Source organism: Elstera cyanobacteriorum (assembly GCF_002251735.1).
GTDB lineage: Bacteria > Pseudomonadota > Alphaproteobacteria > Elsterales > Elsteraceae > Elstera > Elstera cyanobacteriorum.
The window spans coordinates 99,554-124,398 of sequence record NZ_NOXS01000032.1 but is presented as its reverse complement, the minus strand read 5'-3'; the positions used below and the strand labels follow the sequence as shown (position 1 = coordinate 124,398).

Below are 24,845 nucleotides of genomic sequence, written 5' to 3'. Positions count from 1 at the left end.
TCCCTCAATCCCCTTACTGCACCCAGGCCAGCAGCGTGCCGGTCAACGACAGCGGCTCGGCAGCGGCCAGGGCGGCCTTATAGTTTTTGACCAGCAGTTCGACCGAACCGGCCATCGGGTCCATGAAGGACGCCGGGTAGATGCCCATCCAGAGCGCCAGGATCACCAGCGGGGCAAACGTCAGCACTTCGCGCGCCGACAGATCCGGCAACAGCTTCAGATCGGCCTTCTCGAGCTTACCGAACACCACGCGGCGATACAGCCACAGGGAGTAAGCGGCCCCCAGAACCAAGCCGGTCGCGGCGAAGAAAGTCACCCATGTATTGGCGATATAGGAGCCGACGAGGATGGTGAATTCGCCAACGAACCCGCTCGTCCCCGGCAGACCGATGGTCGCGAAGGTGAAGAACAGGAAGACCAGGGCATATTTCGGCATATTTTCCGCAAGCCCGCCATACCGGTTGATCTCGCGAGTATGCAGCCGATCATAGACGACGCCGACGCAGAGGAAGAGCGCGCCGGAGACAATTCCGTGGCTTAGCATCTGGAAAACGGCGCCCTGGATGCCCTGCTGGTTCAGCGCAAACAGGCCCATCGTCACGAAGCCCATGTGAGCGACGGAGCTATAAGCGATCAGCTTCTTCATGTCTTCCTGCGCCAGCGCCACCAACGAGGTGTAGATGACGGCCACGGCAGACAGGGTGAAGACCAGCGGTGTGAAGAATTCGGTCGCGTGCGGGAACATTGGGATGGAGAAGCGCAGGAAGCCATAGCCCCCCATCTTCAGCAGCACCCCCGCCAGGATGACCGATCCAGCGGTCGGCGCTTCGACGTGCGCATCGGGCAGCCACGTATGCACCGGCCACATCGGCACCTTCACCGCGAAGGAGGCAAAGAAAGCCAGCCACATCCACGTTTGCATCCCGACCGGGAAGCTATGCTTCAGCAGCGCCGGAATATCGCTGGTCCCCGCATCCCAATACATCGCCAGGATAGCGACCAGCATCAACACCGACCCGGCCAGCGTATAGAGGAACAGCTTGAAGGCCGCGTAAACGCGCCGCTGGCCGCCCCAGACCCCGATGATGATGAACATCGGGATCAGCACACCTTCGAAGAAGATGTAGAAAGTAATCAGATCGAGCGCGGCGAACATGCCGACCATCAGGGTCTCAAGGACCAAGAAAGCCAGCATATATTCCTTTACGCGCTTTTCGACCGCTTCCCAGCTCGACAGGATGCAAATCGGCGTCAGCAGGGTCGAGAGCAGGACGAAGAACAGCGAGATGCCGTCGATCCCAGCGTGATAGCTAACCCCGGTGCCCGGCAGCCAGTTCAGCTTTTCGACGAATTGGAAGCCCGGATTGGTCTTATCGAAGCCCGTCCACAGCAGCAGCGAAAGGGCGAAGACGAAAAGCGACGTCAGCAGCGCAATCCAGCGCGACTGTGCGGCAACTTTGGACTCCTCCCCGCGCAGCAGGAAGATCAGAACCACGCCCGCAAGCGGCAGGAACGTGACCAGCGAAAGTAGCGGTAGCCCGGTCATGGATCACCCGTTCCGCGAGAAGAGATACCAGCTTACCAGGGCAACAAGCCCGATCAGCATGGCGAACGCATAATGATAGACGTAGCCCGACTGCAGCACCGAGGCCCGGCGCGACAGGAAGACGGTGACCGAGGCCACCCCATTCGGGCCGAAACCGTCGATGATGGTGCCGTCGCCGCGCTTCCACAGCAGTCGGCCAAGCCAGAGCGACGGGCGCACGAAGATCAGGTCATAGAGTTCATCGAAGAACCATTTGTTCAGGAAGAACTGATAGAGCCCCCGGAACCCGGTCGCGACCTGGTTGGGCAGATGCGGCGCCTTAACATAGAAGACCCACGACAGCCCCAGCCCCGACACGCCCATCACCAGCGGCAGCAGCTTCACCCAGGTCGGTACGTCATGGGCGTGATGCAGCGTATCACGGCCCGAGGCGTTCGAGAGAGTTTCGCCCCAGAAATGCTCCCGCCCATCACCGACGAAGGCGTTATAGCCGAGATAACCCGCGACGACGGCGCCAATCGCCAACACGAACAGCGGGATCAGCATAACGATCGGCGATTCATGCGGCGTATGGGCGTGACCATGACCGTGATGATCATGATTGTGATCATCGTGACCGTGAGCGGCATGCGCGTGATCATCATGGCCGTGATGCCCATGATCCGCCCAGCGCGGCGTGCCGTGGAAGGTCAGGAAGGTCAGACGACCCGAGTAGAAGGCCGTCAGGAAAGCGGCGATGGTGCCTAGAACGAAGGCATAAGTACCCGCTTGGCTGTGGGCGGCGAAAGCCGATTCCAGCACGATATCCTTCGAGAAGAACCCGGCGAAGGGCGGAATACCGACCAGGGCCAGCGTGCCGATCCACATCAGCGCATAGGTAATTTTAATGTGCTTGGCGAGGCCGCCCATGTTGCGCATGTCTTGCTCGTGGTGCATCGCATGGATGACCGAGCCCGCCCCTAAGAACAGCAGCGCCTTGAAGAAAGCGTGCGTCATCAGGTGGAACATAGCGGCGCCATAGGCCGAAACCCCGGCGGCGAAGAACATATAGCCGAGCTGCGAGCAGGTCGAATAAGCGATCACGCGCTTAATGTCGGTCTGGGTCAGCCCGACGGTCGCCGCGAAGAAAGCCGTGCTCGCGCCAACAATCGTCACCAGGGCCAGCACGCTCGGCGCCAGTTCGAACAGCGGCGACATGCGGCAGACCATGAAGACCCCGGCGGTGACCATGGTTGCCGCATGGATGAGTGCCGACACCGGCGTCGGGCCTTCCATCGCGTCCGGCAACCAAGTGTGCAGGCCAAGCTGCGCCGATTTGCCCATCGCGCCGATGAAGAGCAGCACGCAGATGGTGGTCAGCGCATGCACTTCCATCCCAAGGAACATGAAGGTTTTATCCTTCATGGCCAGCGAGCCTTGGAAGATACCGTCGAAATTCACCGTATCGAACAGCAAGAAGATGCCGAAGATGCCAAGGGCAAAGCCGAAGTCACCCACGCGGTTGACGACAAAGGCTTTGATCGCGGCGGCATTGGCCGAGGGCTTTTGATACCAGAAGCCGATCAGCAGATAGGACGCAAGACCGACGCCTTCCCAACCGAAGAACATCTGGACGAGGTTATCGGCCGTCACCAGCATCAGCATGCAGAAGGTGAAAAGGCTGAGGTAGGCCATGAAGCGCGGCTTGGCGGGATCTTCTTCCATGTAGCCGATGGAATAAAGATGCACACAGGCCGAAACCGTGGTGACGACGATCAGCATGGTCGCCGACAGCGCGTCGATGCGCAGCGCCCACGACAGGTCGAGCGACCCGACGTCGATCCAGCGCAGCAGCTCGACGGTCTTCACAGGCGCCCCGCCCGCAACCTCGATGAAGGTTACCCACGATAGGATGGCGGCAATAAACACGGCAACGGTGGTGACGAGCTGGGATCCACGATCCCCGAGCACGCGGCCCCCGAAACCGGCCAGGATTGCCGCAATCAGCGGCAAAAAGACGATGGCGGCATACATCGCGGGATCAGCCCTTCATCATGTTGATGTCTTCAACCGCAATCGTGCCGCGATTACGGAAGTAGACGACCAGGATCGCAAGGCCGATGGCGGCTTCGGCCGCAGCAACGGTCAGGATGAACAGGGCGAAGACCTGCCCGGCGAGATCCTGCAAATGGGTGGAGAAGGCGACGAGGTTGATATTCACCGCCAGCAACATCAGTTCTACCGACATGAGGATGACGATGACGTTCTTCCGGTTCAGGAAGATGCCGAAGATCCCCAGCGTAAACAGAATGGCGGCGACGGTGAGGAAATGATCGAGGCCGATCACCATGTTAAATCCCCTTCCCCGACTCGACTTTAACAACGGCAACCGCTTCGTCGCGGCGGCGCGCGATCTGGCGGGCGACATTCTGCCGCTTCACGCCTACCCGTTCGCGCAGCGTCAGCACAATCGCACCGATCATGGCGATCAGCAGGATCAGCCCCGCGCTTTGGAACAGAAGGGCGTAATGGGTATAGATCAGCCGCCCGAGCGCATGAGCATTGGTTGGCCCGCCGACGTTCGCTGCACTCGCCACCAGCGCCGATCCGGCGTCGGGCGAAACCGCCCACGACCCCAACACCAGCAGCAGTTCGATCAGCAGGATAAAGCCGATCAGCCCGCCGATGGGCAGATACTGCAAGAAGCCCTGGCGCAATTCCGCGAAATTGATGTCGAGCATCATAACGACGAAGAGGAACAGCACCGCGACCGCGCCGACATAGACGACGATCAGCAGCATTGCCAAGAACTCGGCACCCATCAGGACGAACAGGCCCGCCGCGTTAAAGAAAGCCAAAATCAGATAGAGAACCGCGTGAACCGGGTTCTTCGACGAAATCACCATCACGCCCGATGCAACGCAAATCGACGCGAAGAGATAGAAGGCAAGGGTTTGCAAAATCATGACGGGATCTCACCGATACGGCGCGTCAGCGGCGATATTGGCGGCAATTTCAACTTCCCACCGATCGCCGTTCGCCAAGAGTTTGGCTTTATTATAGAAAAGCTCTTCGCGCGTCTCGGTGGCGAACTCGTAGTTCGGCCCCTCGACAATGGCATCGACCGGGCAGGCCTCTTGGCACAGGCCGCAGTAGATGCATTTCGTCATATCGATGTCGTAGCGCGTCGTCCGGCGGCTACCGTCGTCGCGCGGTTCGGCTTCGATAGTGATGGCCTGCGCCGGGCAAATCGCTTCGCAGAGCTTGCAGGCAATGCAGCGCTCTTCGCCGTTGGCGTAGCGGCGCAGCGCATGCTCACCCCGGAAGCGCGGGCTGATGTAGCTCTTTTCGTAGGGATAGTTAACCGTCGCCTTCTTCTTGAACATGTAGCTGAAGGTCAGCGCCATGCCCGAGACAAGCTCGGCAAGCAGGAAACTCCGCGCGGTCGCGCCTAAGGATGCCATGACTGGATCACTCCCTCATTACTGCGCGCGCGCCTTACGGCGTCGGCAACCAATCGAACGCCACCAGCACCCCGGCGACGAGAACCACGTAGAACAGCGAGAACGGCAGGAAAATCTTCCAACCGAGACGCATCAACTGATCGTAGCGGAAGCGCGGGAAGGTGGCGCGGACCCACAGGAACCCGAACAGCAGCAGGCTGATCTTCAGCGCAAACCAAATCGGGCCGGGGATCCAGTTAAACGGTGCGATGTCGAGCGGCGGCAACCAGCCACCGAGGAACAGGATCGACCCCATCGCCGACATCAGGATCATGTTGGCATATTCGCCCAAGAAGAACAGGGCGAAGGTCATCGACGAATATTCGGTGAAATACCCGCCGACGAGTTCCGACTCCCCTTCCGGCAAATCGAACGGCGAGCGGTTCGTTTCGGCCAGGGCAGAGATAAAGTAGATGATGAACATCGGGAACAGTGGAATGAAGAACCACACGGTCTTCTGCGCTTCCACGATCTTCGACAGGTTCAGCGAGCCGACGCAGAGCAGCACGGTGATGATCACGAGGCCGATAGAGACTTCGTAAGACACCATCTGCGCCGCAGAGCGCAGCGCGCCGAGGAAGGAATATTTCGAGTTCGACGACCAACCGGCGATGATGATGCCGTAAACCCCGAGCGACGAAATCGCAAAGAGGTAGAGCACGCCGACGTTGATGTCGGACAGAACCCAGCCCTTATCGACCGGAATAACCGCCCAAGCCAGCATCGCCAGAATGAAGGTCAGCATCGGCGCCATGACGAACAGCACGCGGTTCGCCCCGGCGGGGATGATGGTTTCCTTCAGCAGCAGCTTCAGCCCGTCCGCCAGCGGCTGCAACAGACCGAAGGGACCGACGACGTTCGGCCCCCGGCGCAACTGCATGACGGCCAGAACCTTGCGTTCGGCATAGGTGAGATAGGCCACTGCGACGAGCAGCGGCACAATGATCGCGACAATCTTGGCGACGATGATCGCCGCCGGAAGCGCGTAATCCTGCCAGAAATCAACCATAGGTCCCAACCCGCTCCAGCAGATCGTCGGGCTGACGCCCATGAACGAACAGAGCCGAACATTTGGCCATCGTTTCCGAGGCGCGGCTGATCGGATCGGTCCGGTAATAATCGGAAATCGGGAAGCGATACGGGGCGGCGTTAATCGCCCCCGCCGTGCCGAACGGCCCCCAGGCCGCCGGAACCACCTGCCCAATTGCCGCGAAGCTCGGCGCGGTTTGCGCCAGCAGCACCCGCAGTTCAGCAATGCTGTCGAACGGCAGCACTTTCCCGGTCAAGGCCGACAAAGCACGGACGATCTTCCAATCTTCGCGCGCATCGCCGACCGGGAAGGTCGCCCGCTGCGCCCGCTGTGCCCGGCCTTCGAGATTGACGTAAGTACCGTCCTTCTCGGTATAGGCAGCGCCCGGCAGGATTACATCGGCGACTTCCGCGCCGCTATCGCCGTGATGACCTTGGTAGATCACGAAAGCGTTCTTCAGCGCGCTCGTATCGGCCAGATCGGCGCCGAGCAGGTAAACGACGTCCACCTCACCCGAGGCGGCCCCCGCCAGAATACCGGCGAGATCGCGGCCCCCTGTTTGCGGCAGGAAATTGAGGTCGAGCGCCCCGACGCGGCCTGCGGCCGTGTTCAGCACGTTGAAACCGTTCCAGCCATCGCGGACCATGCCGTAGGCTTCGGCAATGCCGCGCGCTGCCGCCAGTTGGGCGGCGCCATCTGCGCGGGCCAGTGCGCCCATGCCGATGATGACGACGGGGTTTTTCGCCGCGCGCAGCACCTCGGCGAAGGGGTGCGTGCCTTCCAGCAGCGAATCCAGCACTTGCGGATCATTGCCCAGGTCTTCGACCGTATAGGTCAGATCGACTTCCGGCCCGACCGATGCCACCGTCAGCGCTCCGGTCAGGTAGCGCTTGCGCAGGCGCGCGTTCAGCAAGGGTGCTTCCCAGCGCGGGTTCGTGCCGATCAGTAGCACCACATCGGCCTGTTCGAGACCGGCGATGGTGGTGTTGAACAGATAGCCTGCCCGTGCCCCGCCGCCGATAGCCGCGCCATCGGTGCGGCAGTCGAGGCTGGTCACGCCAAGGCCGGTCAGCAGTTGCTTCAGCGCGAAGGCGCTTTCGGCATCGACGAGATCGCCTGCGAGGGCAGCAATCTTCTGCGACGCCGTCTGGGTCAGCTTCTGCGCGACCACCGACAGGGCTTCCGCCCAATCGACCGCGACCAGCTTGCCGTTCTTCCGCACATACGGGCGATCCAGGCGCCGCTTCTTCAGCCCATCGACGGCATAGCGCGATTTATCAGCCAGCCATTCTTCGTTGATGTCTTCATTGAGGCGCGGCAACACGCGCAGCACTTCGCCGCCGCGCACATCGACGCGGATATTGGCACCGACCGCGTCCAGCACATCGACCGATTCGGTCTTGCGCAACTCCCACGGGCGGGCGGCATAGGCGTAGGGCTTCGACGTCAAGGCGCCGACCGGGCAGAGGTCGATGACATTGCCCGACAGTTCGGAGCTAACGGCCTTTTCGATGAAGGTGCCGATTTCCGTATGTTCGCCACGCCCCGTCGCGCCCAAATCCGGCTCGCCTGCCACTTCGGAGATGAAGCGAACACAGCGCGTGCAATGGATGCAGCGGTTCATGAAGGTCTTGATCAGCGGGCCAAAATTTTTGTCCGGCACGGCGCGCTTGTTTTCTTCAAAGCGCGAGCCGTCACGGCCATAGGCCATCGCCTGATCTTGCAGGTCGCACTCGCCGCCCTGATCGCAGATCGGGCAATCGAGCGGGTGGTTGATGAGCAGGAACTCCATCACCCCCTTGCGCGCCTTTTGCACCAACGGCGTATCGGTCTTAATGACCATATTGTCGCCCGCCGGCATGGCGCAGGAGGCAATCGGCTTCGGCGCCTTTTCCATTTCCACGAGGCACATGCGGCAGTTGCCCGCGATGGACAGCCGTTCATGATAACAGAAGCGCGGAATTTCCTTTCCGGCGGCCTCGCAGGCCTGCATGACGGTCGCCCCTGCCGGGACTTCGACCTCAATGCCGTCGACTGTGAGTTTTGGCATAGCGCTACTCGCCCCTTATTCCGCTGCCTGCGCTGCGACGCCTTGGCGATCGCGGATACGCTTTTCCATTTCCGGCCGGAAATGACGGATGAGACCCTGGACCGGCCAGGCCGCCGCATCCCCAAGCGCACAGATGGTGTGCCCTTCGATCTGGCGGCTCACTTCTTCCAGCATGTCGATTTCGCCGATGTCGGCCTGGCCCTTGACCATGCGTTCCATCACGCGCCACATCCAGCCGGTGCCTTCGCGGCACGGCGTGCACTGGCCGCAGCTTTCGTGCATGTAGAATTTCGACAGGCGGGCGATGGCTTTGACGATGTCGGTGGATTTATCCATCACGATCACCGCCGCCGTACCAAGGCCGGAGCGCTCGGCGCGCAGGCTGTCGAAATCCATCAGCACGGTATCGCAGGTGGTCTTCGGCAGAACTGGGACGGAGGAGCCGCCGGGGATGACCGCCAGCAGATTATCCCAGCCGCCGCGTACGCCGCCGCAATGCTTTTCGATGAGGTCCTTCAGCGGAATCCCCATCTCCTCTTCCACGGTGCAGGGCGTGTTCACATGCCCCGAGATGCAGAAGAGTTTCGTGCCGGTGTTATTCGGACGACCGATGCCCGCGAACCATTCCGCGCCCCGGCGCAGGATGGTCGGCACCACAGCGATGCTTTCGACGTTGTTCACCGTCGTCGGCAGGCCGTACAGCCCCGCACCCGCCGGGAACGGTGGCTTCAGGCGCGGCTGGCCTTTACGGCCTTCGATCGACTCGATCAGCGCGGTTTCTTCGCCGCAGATATAGGCCCCGGCGCCGCGATGCAGATAGAGATCGAAATCCCAACCCGACCCGCAGGCATTCTTGCCAATCAGCCCTGCTTCATAGGCTTCGTCGATGGCGCGCTGAAGGTTGTTCCCTTCCGACCAGAACTCGCCACGAATGTAGATGTAGCAAGCCTTGGCGCCAATGGCGAAAGAGGCGATCAAACAGCCTTCGACTAGCTTATGCGGGTCGTGGCGCATAATTTCGCGGTCTTTACAGGTGCCCGGTTCGCCTTCATCGGCATTGACGACGAGGTAATGGGGCCGGTCGGAGGTTTTGGGCATGAAGGACCACTTCATCCCCGTGGAAAACCCCGCCCCGCCGCGCCCGCGCAGGCCCGACTTCTTGGTTTCGTCGATGATCCAGTCGCGGCCCTTTTCCAGGATCGCCTTGGTCCCATCCCAATCGCCGCGCGCCCGTGCGCCCGCCAGGCCGAAATCGCCCTGGCCGTAGAGATTGGTGAAAATCCGGTCTTGGTCGCGCAACATTACGACGGCTCCTTCTTACCGGCAGGAAGATCGGTCAGCGTCGTCAGGCCGGTCACCGGTTCGGCGTAGTTGCGGCCGATCTGCGGCCCAACCTTCGGCTTCTGCCCGGCCTTCAACGCTTGTAGCACTTTGGTGGTGCTGGCTTCGTCGAGATCTTCGTAGAAATCATCGTTGATCTGCACCATCGGCGCATTCACGCAAGCGCCGAGGCATTCCACTTCGATCAGCGTAAACTCGCCGTCCGCCGTGGTTTCGCCAAGATCGATGCCGAGTTCCTTCTTGCAGGCATGGACCACTTGGTCCGAGCCGCGCAACCAGCACGGCGTCGTCGTGCAAACCTGCACGAAATGCTTCCCCACCGGCTTTAGGTTGAACATCGTGTAGAAGCTGGCGACTTCGTAAACGCGGATCGGCGGCATCCCCAGCACCTGGGCAACATGATCCATCGCCACGCGCGGCAACCAGCCACCCGCTTGGCGCTGTGCGACGTCGAGCAGCGGGATCACGGCGCTGGCTTCGCGGCCTGCCGGATATTTCGCGATGATCTTTTTGGCCAAGGCTTGGTTTTCAGCCGAAAAGCTGAACTCGGTCGGCTCGACCATATGGGCGGGAATGGGGGCGCTGCTCATCGATCAATCTCACCAAAAACGATATCCAGCGAACCGATGATCGCCACGGCATCGGCCAGCATGTGGCCTTTTGCGAGGAAATCCATCGCTTGCAGGAAGGCAAACCCCGGCGCGCGGATCTTGCAGCGATAGGGTTTATTGGTGCCATCGGCGACCAGATAAACGCCAAACTCGCCCTTCGGCGCTTCCACGGCGGCGTAAGTCTGGCCTGCCGGGACGTGATAGCCTTCGGTATAGAGCTTGAAGTGATGGATCAGCGCTTCCATCGATTGCTTCATCGCCGTGCGCTTCGGCGCGCCGACTTTGCCATCCGTCGTCATGACAGGGCCATCAGGAATACGCGCAATGCACTGCTTGATCAGCCGCAGCGACTGCTTCATTTCCTCGATCCGCACAAGGTAACGGTCGTAGCAGTCGCCGTTCTTGCCGATGGGAATATCGAAATCCAGCTCGCCGTAGACTTCATAGGGCTGGCTTTTGCGCAGATCCCACGGAATGCCCGACGCGCGCAGCACGGGACCGGTCATGCCCCAGGCATAGCATTCGTCCGCCGTGATGACGCCGATATCCACCGTGCGCTGCTTAAAGATGCGGTTGTTGGTCAGCAGACCTTCAACATCGTCCAGCAGCGCCGGCATATGATCGACCCAGGCGGCAATATCGTCGAGCAGCCCAGCGGGCAGATCCTGATGCACGCCGCCGACGCGGAAATAATTGGCATGGAGACGGGCGCCGCAAACGCGCTCATAAAACTCCATCACCTTTTCGCGCTCTTCAAACGCCCAGAGGATCGGCGTCAGCGCGCCGACGTCCAGCGCATAGGTCGTCAGGTTCAGCAGATGATTACCGATGCGCCCGATTTCGTTGAACAGCACGCGGATATATTGCGCGCGCTTCGGCACCTCGATGCCCAGCAGCCGTTCCGTCGCCAGCGCGAAGGCATGCTCCTGGTTCATCGGCGCCACATAGTCCAGCCGGTCGAAATACGGCAGCGCTTGGGTATAGGTCTTATACTCGATGAGCTTTTCGGTGCCGCGATGCAGCAGGCCGATATGCGGATCGGCGCGCTCCACCACTTCGCCGTCCATTTCAAGGACGAGGCGCAACACACCGTGGGCCGCCGGATGCTGCGGCCCGAAGTTCATCGTGTAGTTTTCGATCTTAACGTCGGTCATGGCCCGCTCCTTACCCGTTCTGCGCGGCCTTTTCGTCGCCCGGCAAAACCGGACGATCGCGCGTCATCCCTTCCCAGGGCGACATGAAATCAAAGCTACGGAAGTCCTGCGTCAGCTTCACCGGCTCGTAGACGACGCGCTTTTGCTCTTCGTCGTAGCGCAGTTCGACATAGCCGGTCAGCGGGAAATCTTTGCGCAGCGGATGGCCTTCGAAACCATAGTCGGTCAGGATGCGGCGCAGATCGGGATGGCCGGAGAAGAAGACCCCGTACATGTCCCAAGTTTCGCGCTCGTACCAGCCTGCCGACGGCCACAGGCCGGTCACGGACGGCACGGCGGTCGCATCATCGGTTTCAAGCCGAACGCGCAGGCGCAGATTCTTCTTCAGGCTGAGCAGATGATAGACGACATCAAAGCGCAGTTCACGCTCAGGGTAGTCCACCCCGCACACGTCGACGCACGTCTTAAACAGGCATGCCGCATCGTCGCGCAGAAAACCCATCAGCGTCAGAAGATTATCGGCGGTCGTGCTCAGCGTCAGCTCGCCGCCGGATAGATCGACCGCGGTCACGGCCGCGCCGCTACGTTGCGCAATATGCGCGCCAAGCTGTTCCAGTGTCTCGACCATTCGAACCCATCCGTATGAGAGCTTTACGCTTCATTTTTTGGTTCCGGCGACAGACGATCCGCGCCAGAACAAGCCGTTAGCGGACGAAGTGGCGCGTCCGCTTAATTTTCTTCTGAAGTTGCAGGATGCCATACAGCAAGGCTTCGGCCGTCGGCGGGCAGCCCGGAACATAAATATCGACCGGAACGATGCGGTCGCAGCCGCGCACCACCGAATAGGAGTAATGGTAATACCCGCCGCCATTGGCGCAGGATCCCATCGAGATCACCCAGCGCGGTTCGGCCATCTGATCGTAAACCTTGCGCAACGCCGGGGCCATTTTGTTGGTCAGCGTGCCGGCAACGATCATCACATCGGACTGGCGCGGGCTGGGACGAAAAACGATCCCGAACCGGTCGAGATCGTAGCGGCTACAGCCGGTATGGATCATTTCCACGGCGCAACACGCCAGCCCGAAGGTCATCGGCCACAGCGAACCGGTGCGTGCCCAAGCGGCCAGCTTATCGAACTGCGCGACGACGAAGCCCTTGTCCTGCAGCTCGTCGGTCACATGGCCCAGCAGCGCATCCTGCTCGGTACCCGGCGCCAGAAGATCGACGCCCGCGGGCTTCTGCGGAACCATCACTCCCATTCCAGCGCCCCTTTCTTCCATTCGTAAATGAACCCAACGGTCAGCACGCCCAGGAAGGCCATCATCGACCAAAAGCCGTAGAGACCGATATCCTTGAGCGAAATAGCCCAGGGGAACAGGAAAGCCACTTCTAGATCGAAAATGATGAAGAGAATGGCGACGAGGTAGAAGCGCACGTCGAACTTGCTGCGGGCGTCATCGAACGCCTCGAAGCCGCACTCATAGGCGGACACTTTCTCGGAGTCCGGCTTTTGCGCCGCAACAAGGCGAGACGCGACGAGCATCACGATGGTCAGGCCAATGGCGATGCCCAGAAACACCATGATCGGTAAATATTCGGCGAGCAGTGCATTCATCTAAAAGACCCTCTCCGTCCGCTGGGAACGGCGCGGCTATACCCCCCTTCCGGCCCGGACGCAAGCCCTAGCGGCTTTGCCCGCAGTGCGGGAGGCGACGCGCCACTATAGGCATCCCCCCCGCCCGTGAAAAGCCCCCCTGCTGGGATTGCGACAAAAAAGCGGCGCATCCGGCAAGGTTCACAGGAAGAAGCAAGCGCTTGGCGCAAAACAAAAAACCGCCGCCCGAAGGCAGCGGTCTTTTATGATGGCGGGAGTGACGGGGCTCGAACCCGCGACCTCCGGCGTGACAGGCCGGCGCTCTAACCAGCTGAGCTACACCCCCATAGGAGGACTTGCTGAATGGCGGGAGTGACGGGGCTCGAACCCGCGACCTCCGGCGTGACAGGCCGGCGCTCTAACCAGCTGAGCTACACCCCCACGCAGCAAGTGGAGGGGTTGATACGACCCGGCGCGGAGAGTGTCAAGCGCTCAAAATCGCAAAAGGCAGCAGCCCTGGATAAGTTTTTTAAACACAAGCCCAGCAAAGCTAATTTTGATTGGGACCGCCAAAGCAAAAACCCCGGCAAAAGCCAGGGTTCCCGAAAACTCTTCAACAAAGAAGCAAGAAATGGTGGGCGGTGAGGGGATTGAACCCCCGACCCTCTCGGTGTAAACGAGACGCTCTACCGCTGAGCTAACCGCCCTTTCCACTTTCGTGCTAGGCGCGACATAATCGCCTTTGCCGAAAATAGTCAAGGGCCACCCGAAGGCGGCCCTTGGTATTCCGTATGATGCCTGACGTTATTCGGTGATACCGTTCACCGCGTCGCGCAGGCCCTTACCGGCCTTAAACTTCGGCTGCTTCGAAGCCGAAATCTGAATCTTTTCCCCAGTGCGCGGATTGCGGCCTTCGCTGGCCGCGCGTTCCGACACGGCGAAGGTGCCGAAGCCGACCAGACGCACTTCGTCGCCTGCCGTCAGGGCCGACGTAATCGCATCGAACACGGCGTCGATCGCTTTGGCGGAATCCTGTTTAGACAGACCAGTGGCTTCTGCGACCGAAGCGACGAGATCGTTTTTATTCACGTTGAGCCCCCTCATCAGGACGGTTCGATATGTCCGTGCCGCTGACCTAGCGACCCGGGATTATGGCAAATCGTTGGCGGACTTTAGACCGCGTTTCCCCCATACGTCAATGGGTGGAAAACGCGGAAACCCCTGTAAAAGTGGGAAAAATGCGCCCAACGAGGTGATTTCGCGGGCGCATTCTGTGACAAATGCCAGATGGGGCCGTCGCCGTCGATCAGTGGGCGACGACTCCGGCGGCAGGCGCCTCCGGTTTCGGCGGGGTGGCGGGAACCTCTTCTTCCGCTGGCAGGGCAACGGGTTGCGAGACCAGCGCTTTCGCCAGCACCTCATCGACGGTCGAAACCGGGATGATATCAAGACCCTTTTTGACATTGTCAGGGATCTCGGCGAGATCCTTGGCATTGTCCTGCGGGATCAACACGGTCTTCAACCCACCGCGCAGGGCGGCCAGAAGTTTTTCTTTCAGGCCGCCGATAGGCAGCACCCGACCGCGCAGCGTGACTTCGCCCGTCATCGCCACCTCGCGGCGGATCGGAATCCCCGTTAGGACCGAGACGATCGAGGTCACCATGGCAATCCCGGCCGATGGGCCATCCTTCGGCGTCGCCCCTTCCGGAACATGGACATGAATGTCGCGCTTTTCCAGCACCGCTTGCTTAATACCGTAAGCCGCCGCGCGGGATTTGACGAAACTTTCCGCCGCCTGCACCGATTCCTTCATCACGTCGCCGAGCTTGCCGGTCGCCGTGACCTTACCCTTACCGGGCAGCGTGACCGATTCGATGGTCAGCAGTTCGCCGCCCACTTCTGTCCACGCCAGGCCTGTGATAACGCCAACCTGATCCTCGCCCTCGGCTTCGCCATAGCGGAACCGCTTGATCCCAGCGAATTTTTCGAGGTTCCGCCGCGTGATGTGCAGCGATTTCGCTTTACCGAGAAGGATTTCCTTCACCGACTTGCGGGCAAGGTTGAAGATTTCGCGTTCCATGCTCCGCACCCCGGCTTCCCGGGTGTAATAGCGCACGAGATCGCGCAGCGCTTCTTCTGAAACCGACCATTCTTCTTTCTTAAGCCCATGTTCTTTCATGGCTTTCGGCAGAAGATGACGGCGGCAGATTTCGACTTTTTCATCCTCGGTATAACCGGGGATGCGGATAATCTCCATGCGGTCCAGCAGCGGTTGCGGCATGCGCAGGCTATTGGCCGTGGTCACGAACATCACGTCCGACAGATCGTAATCGACCTCAAGGTAATGGTCGCTGAAGGTCGCATTCTGTTCAGGATCGAGCACTTCTAGCAGCGCCGAAGCCGGATCACCGCGCCAATCAGACCCCATCTTGTCCACTTCATCCAGCAGGAACAGCGGATTAGACGTTTTGGCCTTCTTCATCCCCTGCACGATCTTACCGGGCATGGAGCCGATATAGGTGCGGCGATGACCGCGGATTTCGGATTCATCCCGCACGCCGCCCAGCGCCATGCGAACGAAATTCCGCCCCGTTGCCTTAGCGATGGACTTGCCGAGCGAGGTCTTGCCAACACCGGGCGGACCGACGAGGCACAGGATCGGGCCTTTGATCTTCGAAATGCGTAGTTGCACCGCGAGATATTCGACGATGCGTTCCTTGACCTTTTCGAGACCGTAATGATCCGTGTCCAGAACCTTCTGGGCTTCCTTCAGGTCGCGCTTCACGCGGGACCGCTGCTTCCAAGGAATGGTCAGAAGCCAGTCTAGGTAATTGCGCACCACCGTCGCTTCGGCGGACATCGGCGACATGGAGCGCAGCTTCTTCAACTCCGCCAACGCCTTATCGCGCGCTTCCGGCGATAGTTTGACCTTTTTGATCCGCTCCTCGAACTCAGCAGCCTCGTCGCGGCCATCCTCGCCTTCGCCCAATTCCTTCTGAATGGCCTTGAGCTGTTCGTTGAGGTAGTACTCGCGCTGCGTCTTTTCCATCTGCCGCTTCACGCGGTTACGGATGCGCTTTTCGACCTGAAGAACGCCGATCTCGCCTTCCATGAAGCCGTAGATACGTTCCAGCCGCTCGGTCAGCGAGGTGAGTTCCAGCAGTTGCTGCTTTTCGGGAATCTTCAGCGCCAGGTGCGAGGCGATCGTATCCGCGAGCTTGCCCGGCTCTTCGATCTGATTGACCGAGACCAGCACTTCCGGCGGAATTTTTTTGTTGAGCTTCAGATACTGCTCGAACTGACCGACGACGGCGCGGGCCAGCGCTTCGATTTCCGGGCTCTCGTCCTCAACTTCCGCAATCGGATGGGCGACGGCCTGAAAGAAATCGGCATTTTCCGTGAAACTGTCGATCCGGGCGCGCGCAACGCCTTCGACCAGCACCTTCACCGTTTTATCCGGCAGTTTCAGCAATTGCAGAACCGTGGCAACGGTTCCAACGTCATAGAGATCGGTGGCAGCCGGATCGTCCTGCGACGCATTTTTCTGCGTCACCAGCAGGATCTGCTTATCCTCCCGCATCACATCTTCAAGCGCCCGGACGGACTTTTCGCGCCCTACAAAGAGCGGCACGATCATATGCGGAAAAACAACAATGTCCCGCAATGGGAGTACCGGATACCGAGCCTCATGGGGGGATTGGGTCATATAGTGTCTACCCTTAACGGGCCCCAGCAGTCAGGGCCCAACAAATATTAAGGTGGCACCGAAACCGGCCCTATTCAAGGGAAGCGGGCGCGTTACGCCCCCGCCCCCGTTTCGGCCTTCTTTTCGGCGTAGATATAGAGCGGCGCCGCCCGCCCTTCGACGACTTCCCGGTTCACGACGATGCTTTCGACATCGGTATTGCCCGGCAGATCGAACATCGGCTCCAGCAGAATGCTTTCCATGATCGACCGCAGACCGCGGGCGCCGGTTTTGCGTTCCAGCGCTTTGCGGGCAACCGCCGACAGCGCATCGTCGCTGAACTCCAGCCGCACGTCTTCCATGTCGAACAGACGCTGATATTGCTTCAGCAGGGCGTTCTTCGGCTTCGACAGGATTTCGACCAGCGTCGCTTCGTCGAGATCGTCCAGCGTTGCAACAACGGGCAAACGACCAATGAATTCCGGGATCAGACCGAACTTCAGCAGATCTTCCGGCTCCACTTCGCGCAGAACCTGACCGGTACGGCGTTCATCCGGGCCGCGCACATCGGCGCCAAAGCCGATGGAGGTACCCTTGGAGCGCTGACCGATGATCTTTTCGAGACCCGCAAACGCACCGCCGCAGATGAACAGAATGTTCGTCGTATCCACCTGCAGGAATTCCTGCTGCGGATGCTTGCGCCCGCCCTGCGGCGGCACGGACGCGACGGTACCTTCCATAATCTTCAGCAGCGCCTGCTGCACGCCTTCGCCCGACACATCGCGCGTGATCGATGGATTATCCGACTTGCGGGAAATCTTATCGACTTCATCGATATAAACGATGCCGCGCTGCGCCCGCTCCACATTATAATCTGCGGATTGCAGCAGCTTGAGGATGATGTTTTCCACATCCTCGCCAACGTAACCGGCTTCGGTCAGCGTCGTGGCGTCGGCCATCGTGAACGGCACGTCGAGAATACGGGCGAGTGTCTGGGCCAGCAGCGTCTTACCACTGCCGGTCGGGCCAACCAGCAGAATGTTCGACTTCGCGAGTTCGACGTCGTTGTTCTTCTGGGCGTGGGCCAAGCGCTTGTAATGATTATGCACCGCGACCGACAGCACCCGCTTCGCATGTTCCTGGCCGATGACGTAATCATCGAGAACATTGCGGATTTCCTTTGGCGTCGGCACGCCGTCGCGGCTTTTGACCAAGGTGGTCTTATGCTCTTCACGGATGATATCCATGCAGAGTTCGACGCATTCATCACAGATGAACACCGTCGGTCCGGCGATCAGCTTGCGCACCTCATGCTGGCTTTTGCCGCAGAAGGAGCAGTAGAGCGTATTCTTGCTGTCGCCGCTGCTTGCCCTGGTCATGCTAAACTCGCTTTCGCCCCCTCACCGCTTCCGATACCCCTTAGGCGCCGCCCACCGGCGCCCCGGCCTTTCGGCTTTGAGAGGAGGATTTGCCATTGACAAAACCGCATTCCTCTAATCGCTGCTTTATTGAATATGAAGCAGCGCCGGGGCGCAATCACCTTCTGACAGACCCCAACGATCAAGACGCCTGCCCATCGGCGGTTTTCGGCCGGGCCGTCACAACTTGATCGATCAGGCCAAAGGCTTTTGCCTCCTCCGGGTCCATGAAATTGTCGCGTTCCATCGCGGCTTCGATGGTCTCCAGCGCTTGGCCGGTATGCTTTACGTAAATATCGTTCAGCCGGGCGCGGAGTTTGAGAATTTCGCGCGCCTGAATTTCGATATCCGTCGCTTGCCCCTGCGCGCCGCCCGACGGCTGATGGATCATGATGCGGGCATTCGGTAGCGCATAGCGCTGACCCGGCTCGCCCGCCGCAAGCAGCAGCGACCCCATGCTGGCCGCTTGGCCCAGGCACATGGTCGTCACTTTCGGGCGGATGTATTGCATCGTGTCGTAGATCGACAGACCTGCGGACACATAGCCGCCCGGCGAATTAATGTAGAAGCTGATTTCCTTGGTCGGATTCTCGGCTTCCAAAAACAGCAACTGGGCGCAGATCAGGCTGGCAACATGGTCGTTAACCGGGCCGACCAGGAAGATGATCCGTTCTTTCAGCAGGCGGGAGTAAATATCGAACGCGCGCTCGCCGCGAGCCGTCTGCTCGATCACCATCGGCACCAGCGTGTTCATCGTGAAATCGGTCGCGTCGCGCATCTATCCCTCTCAATCCGAAATCGGTACCCTAGAAACGAAAGGGCGGCTGGTGCCGCCCTTTCCCTGCCTTACTCGGCGTCAGCCTTCAGCAGCTCTTCGGGGGTAACCGTCTTGTCGGTCACTTTGGCCGTAGACAGAATATGGTCCACAACCTTGTCTTCGAAAATAGGTCCGCGGATTTGCGTTATGGCATCCTGATTATTCGTGAAGAATTCAAGAACCTGACGCTCCTGACCCGGATACTGGCGGGCGATGTTGAAGATCGCCGCGCGGATTTCCTGATCTTCCACCTGAACATTGCTGACGCGGCCGATTTCGGCCAGCAGCAGCCCCAGGCGAACGCGGCGATTGGCAATGCGCTTATATTCTTCGCGCACTTCATCGTCCGACTTGCCTTCCAGCAGCGGATCCTTTTCGCCGGCGGCTTTCGCCTGCTCGAACTGAGTCCAAATGCCGTTGAATTCGGCATCTTCCAGCGTCGGCGGCACGTCAAAGCTATGGGTTTCGTCGAGTTTGTCGAGCAGGATGCGCTTGGCCTTCAAGCGACCAGCCGCGGCATATTCGCGCTCGATCTGGCCACGGATGGCCGTCTTCAGCGCATCCAGGCTATCGAGGCCGAAAGCCTTGGCGAAATCATCGGTCAGTTCGACCTGCTCCGGCTCGCGCAGTTCCTTCACGGTGACGTCGAAGGTCACCGGCTTACCCTTCAGATTTTCGGCATGATAATCAGCCGGGAAGGTGACATTCAGCACCTTTTCCTCGCCGACCTTGGCGCCGATCAACTGGTCTTCGAACCCCGGAATGAACATGCCCGAGCCGAGGGTCAGGTGGAAATCGGTGCCCGAACCGCCTTGGAACGGCTCGCCGCCATCCTTGCCCACGAAGTCGATGACGATGGTATCGCCCGCCTGCGCGGCGCGGTCTTCTTCGACCTTCTTGGTAGCGCGCGATTCAGAGCGCAGCTTTTCCAAGCCCTTTTCGACGTCTTCGTCGGCGACCGGCGCGGTCGGACGCTCGATTTCCAGGCTGGCGAAATCAGCGATGGTGATTTCCGGCAGGACTTCGAGGTCAATGGTGAACTCGACACCCTTTTCCAACTCGAAGCTATCGACATTCACTTTGGGCTGGAACGCGGGGCGCAGGCCACGCTCTTCCATCGCCTTGGCGGAGGAGGATTGGACGGTCGCTTCCAGGACTTCGCCCATCACCGACCCCAGATAGCGCTGGCGCACGAGGTTCATCGGCACCTTGCCCGGACGGAAGCCCGGAACGCTGACTTTTTTCGCCAGCTCGGCCAGCTTCGCGGTGACCTGGGCCTCCACGTCCGCCGCGGGAACGGCGATCTTATATTGGCGCTTCAGGCCTTCGGTAAGGGTCTCAGTAACCTGCATGAACGGAGTTCCACTTATTCCTAATCAACGGATCATCACCGCCGCAAGCCAGCGTACCGGCTGCGCGGATTTTTAAGGCAGACCCAGCTAAACGGTTTCACGCGGCCCGTCAAGACGCGCGCGCAACGGACCGTAGCATTGCCGCCGAAAAAACCTTGAGAAGGAAAGTTTGGTGCGGGCGGAGGGACTTGAACCCCCACTCCTTGCGGAACTGGAACCTAAATCCAGCGCGTCTACCAATTCCACCACGCCCGCATCCTGCCCCCGCTAACCGGGAACGGGCGTCACGATGCCCGCAAGCGCCCGCCCCTGTCAATGGTGCGGACGCGAGCAGTGCCGAGCGTTAGAAACTACGGGCGAAACTTTCGCGGAATGCCGACAGCGCCAGAACCCGGTTTTCGGAATGGCGGGCAGCGGGACCGCAGCCGGAGCGCGGTTCGACCGTAAACCGGTAATGAACGTGGGCGATGCCGCGCGCATCCGTATCGACATACATGACTTCCGCCGATCCGGCGATGCTGACGGCATCGCGCTGGCGGAAAATCGCGCCCGGCGCAATATCGCTGGAGGATTTGCCGCCGAAGAAGCCCCGTCCAATCATTTGCGCTCTCCCTGCCCTTCAAGAGGGGATTATCGTTGAACAGGAGTACGTTAAGTTAATTTTCCGCTTACGTCACTTTAAAAAAATCACCTAAGCCTATTTTAATACAGTGATTTTTCGATAAACTTGTCGAGGATTTCGGGAAGAAAGTCCACAAGATCCTCGGCAATCATCCCGTGTGCGCCCGCCCGTTGCCCAGCGGCGGCATGCAGCCAAACGCCTGCCGCCGCCGCGTCGGAAGCTGAAATCCCCAGCGCCATCAGGCCAAGGATGATCCCCGCCAATACATCGCCCGATCCGGCAGTTGCCAGCGCCGGGGGCGCCCAGGGCTGCACAATCACCCGGCCATCGGGGTGAGCGATCAGCGTATCCGGCCCTTTCAGCACGATGGTCGCCCCCATCCAACGCGCCGCTTGCCGGGCACGGGATAGCCGCCCCTGCGTTAAATCGACGGGCGTTCCGGCAAACAGGCGGGCGAATTCGCCTTCGTGCGGTGTGAGAACACACGGTCCGGCGAGGCCCCGTCGTAGCCGGTCGGCATCCCCCGCAAAACTCGTCAAGGCATCGGCATCGAGAACGAGCGGGGCGCCAGTGGCCGCTGCGGCCAGAACCGCCGCCGCCGTTGCCGGGCTGACGCCATTGCCAGGGCCGAGCAGAAAGCCCGTCGCCCGTTTTTCGGCGCAGGCATCGGCCCACGGCTTCGTCGTTACCATAGTCCCCGGCCAGTCGCTCAGGGCGGCGGGCGTCACCAGCGAGACCAGCCCCGCCCCCACACGCCGCGCTGCCCGGCTCGACAGGATCGCCGCCCCCGCCATGCCGCCGCTCTCGGGATGCCCGGCGCGAATCATTGCCCATCCGCGCGTAAACTTGTGATCGGCTAGGCGGGGTGGGCGAAGGGCGGTCTGCCATAGGCGGGGGTGATTAAGCTGGGTTTCGATCCGGTCAGGGGGGCGGATGTTGGCTGGAATACAAATATCAATGAGATGAAGATCGCCGCATAAGCTTTTTCCAGGCATAATGAAATGCCCAGGCTTGTAGCGATGAAACGTCACCGTTAGCGCCGCCTGCGGCGCCCAACCGAGCGGGACGCCTGTGCCGCCGTCGAGGCCCGAGGGTACATCGACCGCCACCAGCGGCAGCGCCGTGGTTCGAGCCAACCAACGTCGAACGGCGGGCGGCAACGGGCGCGTCAGCCCGGCGCCAAATAAGGCATCGACAATCAAGGCCGTCTCGCCAAGAGATGGCCCGGCCCCCTCCCAAACCTCGACCGGTGCAGACCAGCGCGCCGCATGCGCTGCCGCCGCGCCGGTGAGGGCCGAAAGCGGCACCAGGGAGACCAGCCGCACCGGCCATCCGGCGTCGCGCAACCGCCGCGCGGCAACCCAGCCGTCACCGCCATTGTTCCCCGGCCCGCAGAGCACAAGCACGGGGCGCGGCGTCCAGCGGGTCTGCACGACCTCGGCCACTTCTGTTCCCGCGCGGTCCATAAGATCGAAGACGACTAGCCCCGCTAGTGCCGCCTGCGCGTCCACCGCGCCCATTTGAGCGGGGGTCAAGAGGTCGAGCGGATAATCTGGTGCTACCGTGAGAAGATCGAGTGCCATGAGGGCATGATGCGGGGATTTTGTGGAAGGGCAAGCACGCCCGTCCTAATTTCGCCGGAAAGCCGGGCTTTGGTGCCGCATCTTTTATAGGAGATGCCTTCCGTGCGGGTTTACGCCTCGATTTTTGCCGCCCTGATCGCTGTGTCGGCCCCGGCCCTTGCTGCACCGCTGCCCGAGGTGGATGCGGCGTTGGTCCTGGCGGTCGATAGTTCAACCAGCGTTGACCGGGCGGAGTTTGCACTGCAAATGGAAGGGCTGACCGCCGCCTTCCGCGATCCCGATGTGCACGCGGCGATCACGAGCGGTCCGCGTCGGGCGATTGCCGTGACGCTGATGGAATGGTCGGACCCAAGCTGGCAGCGCGTCGGCATTCCCTGGCGCATTCTGCGGTCGGCGGACGACGCGCTGAAACTGGCGGAGGAGATCGACACGACACCGCGCCTCATCGATGGCGGCGGCACCGCGCTAGGCAATGCTCTATCGGTCGCGGTGCGGTTGATCCAGTCGGCGCCAGTGAGGGCCGAGCGCAAGATTATCGATATTTCCGGCGATGGTGCCCAGAACCTCGGGCGGGCACTGGCCCCCGTGCGGGCGACGGCGCTGAAAGCGGGGATCACGCTCAACGGCCTCGCCATCGTCAATGAAGAGCCGGACCTTGAGGCCTATTATCGCGATGCGTTGATCGGTGGGCCGGGGGCTTTTGTGCTGCGCGCGGCGGATTATGCCGATTTTACGCAGGCGATCCGCCAGAAGCTGATCCGCGAACTGACAATCCCCGTGGCACGCGCCCCCAGCCGCCCGATCACTTTGGCCGCGCGCGCACCAATTGCGCCAGCATCACCCCAGACAGAGTAAGCACGCCGCCGACAAGGTGATAGGCGTAGAGCTTCTCCCCCAGTCCCAACGTGGCGATGATCGCTGTAAAAACCGGCAGCAGGTTCATAAAGATACTGCTGCGGTTCGCCCCCAACCTAGCCACGGCGAGCATCCACAGCATCGGCGCGACAATCGAAATCGGGATCACCGAATACAGAATGATCGGCGCCGCTTTCATCGTGACGGGCGCGGTCGGCGTCACCAGATAGAGCGGTACGAGCACCAGAAGGGCCGTCAGAATTTGCATATAGAGCGACGGCCACATCGGGATCGGCACCTGCCAGCGGCGCAGCATAACGCTATACAGCGCGTAGCAGATCGCCCCGATCAGCATAATGCCGTCGCCCACATGAAAACCGCCGTGCAGGATATTCAGCGGCTGCCCCTGCCCGATCAGAATGCTGAGGCCCGCGAGCGACAGAACCCCACCCGCCGCAGTGGACCAGCCCGGCTTTTCGCCCAAGATCAGTGAACTCAGGCCGAAGGTAATCAGCGGCACCAGCGAGGCGATGATGCCCATATTGGTCGCCGTCGTTGTTTGTGCGGCATAATAGGCGCAGCCTTGGTACAGCACCATGCCGAGCAGGCCAAGACCGCCGAGCTTCCCAAGATTCCGGCGGATGGTCTTGCGGTGCTGCCACAGGGGTTTCGCGACAAAGGGCGTGAGCAACAGGGCCGCCAGCACCCAGCGCCAGGCCATGATCGTTTCAGGCTCAATCACCCCAACGGCGGCGCGCATGACCACGGTGTTACCGGACCACAGCAGCACCGTCAGGATGGGAATGGCGAAATCGGTCGCGGCGGCGTGTTTCATCGCCTTAGACCGCGATGGTCAGATGGCGTTGCTTGCCGAGGCCGACGACTTCACATTCGACAATCTGCCCCGGCTTTAAGAAGATCGGGTCCGGCTTAATGCCCATGCCAACGCCGGGGGGCGTGCCGGTGGCGATAATATCGCCCGGCTCTAGGGTCATCATCTGACTGAGATAGGCGATAATATGAGCGACGGTGAAGATCATCGGCGCCGTCGTGCCGTCTTGGTAGCGCTGCCCATCGACCGAACACCAGAGCGGCAGGGTTTGCGGGTCGGGCACTTCGTCCTTGGTCACCAGCCAGGGGCCGACCGGGCAGAAAGTGTCATGGCTCTTGCCCTTCGTCCACTGCCCGCCGCGCTCGGTCTGCAAATGCCGCTCGGAAACATCGTTGACGGTGCAATAGCCCGCAACATGGTCCAGCGCGTCGGCCTCTGCGATATACTTAGCCCGCCGCCCAATGACGACGCCAAGCTCGATTTCCCAATCGGTTTTCACCGACCCGCGCGGGATTTCGATGGGGTCATAAGGGCCGCAGAGCGAGGAGGTGGCCTTCTGGAACACTATCGGTTCCGCAGGGGGCTTCAGCCCTGCTTCGGCGGCGTGATCGGCGTAATTAAGGCCGATGGCGATGATCTTGCCGACCCGCCCCACGGGGGCGCCCAGGCGCACATAGTCTGGCACGACGCGCAGATGGCTGAGGTCGAGACGGCGCAGCACATCCAGCCCCGAGTCCGATAAAACCGAATGGCTGATATCCGGGATCACCGCCGACAGGTCGCGCACCTGCCCTTCTGCATCCAAAATCCCCGGCTTTTCTTGCCCCTCAAGGCCCCAGCGCACCAGCTTCATGAATCGGTTTCCCCCGTTAA

The 24,845-nt window shown here is 60.7% G+C and carries 23 protein-coding genes and 4 tRNA genes; 1 reads left to right on the top strand and 26 read right to left on the bottom strand.

What is annotated here, in order from left to right; genetic code table 11:
• Positions 1-13 precede the first annotated feature (13 nt).
• The 24 genes from CHR90_RS09650 to CHR90_RS09535 all read right to left on the bottom strand — a co-directional run bounded on the left by CHR90_RS09650 (position 14) and on the right by CHR90_RS09535 (position 22,285).
• Complete coding sequence (locus CHR90_RS09650; protein WP_094408796.1) at positions 14-1,546, bottom strand: NADH-quinone oxidoreductase subunit M; 1,533 nt, start codon at positions 1,544-1,546, stop codon at positions 14-16.
• A gap of 3 nt (positions 1,547-1,549) precedes the next feature.
• Positions 1,550-3,559: an NADH-quinone oxidoreductase subunit L gene (gene nuoL, locus CHR90_RS09645; protein WP_094408795.1), complete on the bottom strand. Its 2,010-nt coding sequence runs from the start codon at positions 3,557-3,559 to the stop codon at positions 1,550-1,552.
• Between the two features lie 7 nt (positions 3,560-3,566).
• On the bottom strand, positions 3,567-3,875 hold the full coding sequence (gene nuoK, locus CHR90_RS09640; RefSeq protein WP_094408794.1) for an NADH-quinone oxidoreductase subunit NuoK: 309 nt from the start codon (positions 3,873-3,875) through the stop codon (positions 3,567-3,569).
• Between the two features lies 1 nt (position 3,876).
• Entirely contained in the window at positions 3,877-4,491 is a 615-nt protein-coding gene (locus CHR90_RS09635; protein WP_094408793.1) for an NADH-quinone oxidoreductase subunit J, read from the bottom strand.
• Positions 4,492-4,500: 9 nt separating this feature from the next.
• Entirely contained in the window at positions 4,501-4,989 is a 489-nt protein-coding gene (nuoI, locus tag CHR90_RS09630; RefSeq protein ID WP_094408792.1) for an NADH-quinone oxidoreductase subunit NuoI, read from the bottom strand.
• Positions 4,990-5,023: 34 nt separating this feature from the next.
• Entirely contained in the window at positions 5,024-6,037 is a 1,014-nt protein-coding gene (nuoH, locus tag CHR90_RS09625) for an NADH-quinone oxidoreductase subunit NuoH (protein ID WP_094408791.1), read from the bottom strand.
• Positions 6,030-8,108 carry an NADH-quinone oxidoreductase subunit NuoG gene (gene nuoG / locus CHR90_RS09620; protein WP_094408790.1) on the bottom strand — a complete coding sequence of 693 codons (2,079 nt, stop codon included), beginning with the start codon at positions 8,106-8,108 and terminating at the stop codon, positions 6,030-6,032. Before nuoG ends, nuoH begins: the two co-directional genes overlap by 8 nt.
• A 15-nt stretch (positions 8,109-8,123) precedes the next feature.
• Positions 8,124-9,410 (bottom strand): NADH-quinone oxidoreductase subunit NuoF, encoded by a 1,287-nt coding sequence (nuoF, locus tag CHR90_RS09615; RefSeq protein ID WP_094408789.1) that lies wholly within the window; start codon positions 9,408-9,410, stop codon positions 8,124-8,126.
• On the bottom strand, positions 9,410-10,039 hold the full coding sequence (gene nuoE / locus CHR90_RS09610; RefSeq protein WP_094408788.1) for an NADH-quinone oxidoreductase subunit NuoE: 630 nt from the start codon (positions 10,037-10,039) through the stop codon (positions 9,410-9,412). Before nuoE ends, nuoF begins: the two co-directional genes overlap by 1 nt.
• A complete protein-coding gene (locus tag CHR90_RS09605; RefSeq protein WP_094408787.1) occupies positions 10,036-11,214 on the bottom strand; it encodes an NADH-quinone oxidoreductase subunit D in 1,179 nt (392 codons plus the stop codon). Before CHR90_RS09605 ends, nuoE begins: the two co-directional genes overlap by 4 nt.
• A gap of 10 nt (positions 11,215-11,224) precedes the next feature.
• Positions 11,225-11,842, bottom strand: coding sequence for an NADH-quinone oxidoreductase subunit C (locus tag CHR90_RS09600; protein WP_094408786.1), 618 nt, complete (start codon positions 11,840-11,842; stop codon positions 11,225-11,227).
• Positions 11,843-11,918: 76 nt separating this feature from the next.
• Positions 11,919-12,473, bottom strand: coding sequence for a NuoB/complex I 20 kDa subunit family protein (locus tag CHR90_RS09595; RefSeq protein WP_094408785.1), 555 nt, complete (start codon positions 12,471-12,473; stop codon positions 11,919-11,921).
• Positions 12,464-12,829 carry an NADH-quinone oxidoreductase subunit A gene (locus tag CHR90_RS09590; RefSeq protein WP_094408784.1) on the bottom strand — a complete coding sequence of 122 codons (366 nt, stop codon included), beginning with the start codon at positions 12,827-12,829 and terminating at the stop codon, positions 12,464-12,466. Before CHR90_RS09590 ends, CHR90_RS09595 begins: the two co-directional genes overlap by 10 nt.
• Positions 12,830-13,077: 248 nt before the next feature.
• A tRNA-Asp gene (locus CHR90_RS09585) sits at positions 13,078-13,154 on the bottom strand.
• Positions 13,155-13,172: 18 nt separating this feature from the next.
• Positions 13,173-13,249, bottom strand: a tRNA-Asp gene (locus CHR90_RS09580).
• Between the two features lie 191 nt (positions 13,250-13,440).
• Positions 13,441-13,515 (bottom strand) — tRNA-Val (locus CHR90_RS09575).
• A gap of 97 nt (positions 13,516-13,612) precedes the next feature.
• Positions 13,613-13,912: an HU family DNA-binding protein gene (locus tag CHR90_RS09570; RefSeq protein WP_267890168.1), complete on the bottom strand. Its 300-nt coding sequence runs from the start codon at positions 13,910-13,912 to the stop codon at positions 13,613-13,615.
• A gap of 202 nt (positions 13,913-14,114) precedes the next feature.
• Entirely contained in the window at positions 14,115-16,514 is a 2,400-nt protein-coding gene (lon, locus tag CHR90_RS09565; protein ID WP_094408783.1) for an endopeptidase La, read from the bottom strand.
• Between the two features lie 92 nt (positions 16,515-16,606).
• Entirely contained in the window at positions 16,607-17,872 is a 1,266-nt protein-coding gene (clpX, locus tag CHR90_RS09560) for an ATP-dependent Clp protease ATP-binding subunit ClpX (RefSeq protein WP_094408782.1), read from the bottom strand.
• A 181-nt stretch (positions 17,873-18,053) separates the two neighbouring features.
• On the bottom strand, positions 18,054-18,689 hold the full coding sequence (gene clpP, locus CHR90_RS09555; protein ID WP_094408781.1) for an ATP-dependent Clp endopeptidase proteolytic subunit ClpP: 636 nt from the start codon (positions 18,687-18,689) through the stop codon (positions 18,054-18,056).
• Between the two features lie 68 nt (positions 18,690-18,757).
• Complete coding sequence (gene tig, locus CHR90_RS09550) at positions 18,758-20,080, bottom strand: trigger factor (RefSeq protein WP_094408780.1); 1,323 nt, start codon at positions 20,078-20,080, stop codon at positions 18,758-18,760.
• A 170-nt stretch (positions 20,081-20,250) separates the two neighbouring features.
• Positions 20,251-20,335, bottom strand: a tRNA-Leu gene (locus tag CHR90_RS09545).
• An 88-nt stretch (positions 20,336-20,423) separates the two neighbouring features.
• Positions 20,424-20,681, bottom strand: a complete 258-nt coding sequence (locus CHR90_RS09540) for a hypothetical protein (RefSeq protein WP_094408779.1) — start codon at positions 20,679-20,681, stop codon at positions 20,424-20,426.
• Positions 20,682-20,782: 101 nt separating this feature from the next.
• Complete coding sequence (locus CHR90_RS09535; RefSeq protein WP_094408778.1) at positions 20,783-22,285, bottom strand: NAD(P)H-hydrate dehydratase; 1,503 nt, start codon at positions 22,283-22,285, stop codon at positions 20,783-20,785.
• Between the two features lie 102 nt (positions 22,286-22,387).
• On the opposite strand from CHR90_RS09535, the gene CHR90_RS09530 reads away from it, so the two are divergent.
• A complete protein-coding gene (locus CHR90_RS09530; protein WP_229671459.1) occupies positions 22,388-23,140 on the top strand; it encodes a DUF1194 domain-containing protein in 753 nt (250 codons plus the stop codon).
• Here CHR90_RS09530 and CHR90_RS09525 read toward each other — a convergent pair.
• On the bottom strand, positions 23,088-23,975 hold the full coding sequence (locus tag CHR90_RS09525; RefSeq protein WP_094408776.1) for a DMT family transporter: 888 nt from the start codon (positions 23,973-23,975) through the stop codon (positions 23,088-23,090). The genes CHR90_RS09530 and CHR90_RS09525 overlap by 53 nt on opposite strands.
• A 4-nt stretch (positions 23,976-23,979) precedes the next feature.
• On the bottom strand, positions 23,980-24,825 hold the full coding sequence (locus CHR90_RS09520; protein WP_094408775.1) for a fumarylacetoacetate hydrolase family protein: 846 nt from the start codon (positions 24,823-24,825) through the stop codon (positions 23,980-23,982).
• Positions 24,826-24,845: the final 20 nt, after the last annotated feature.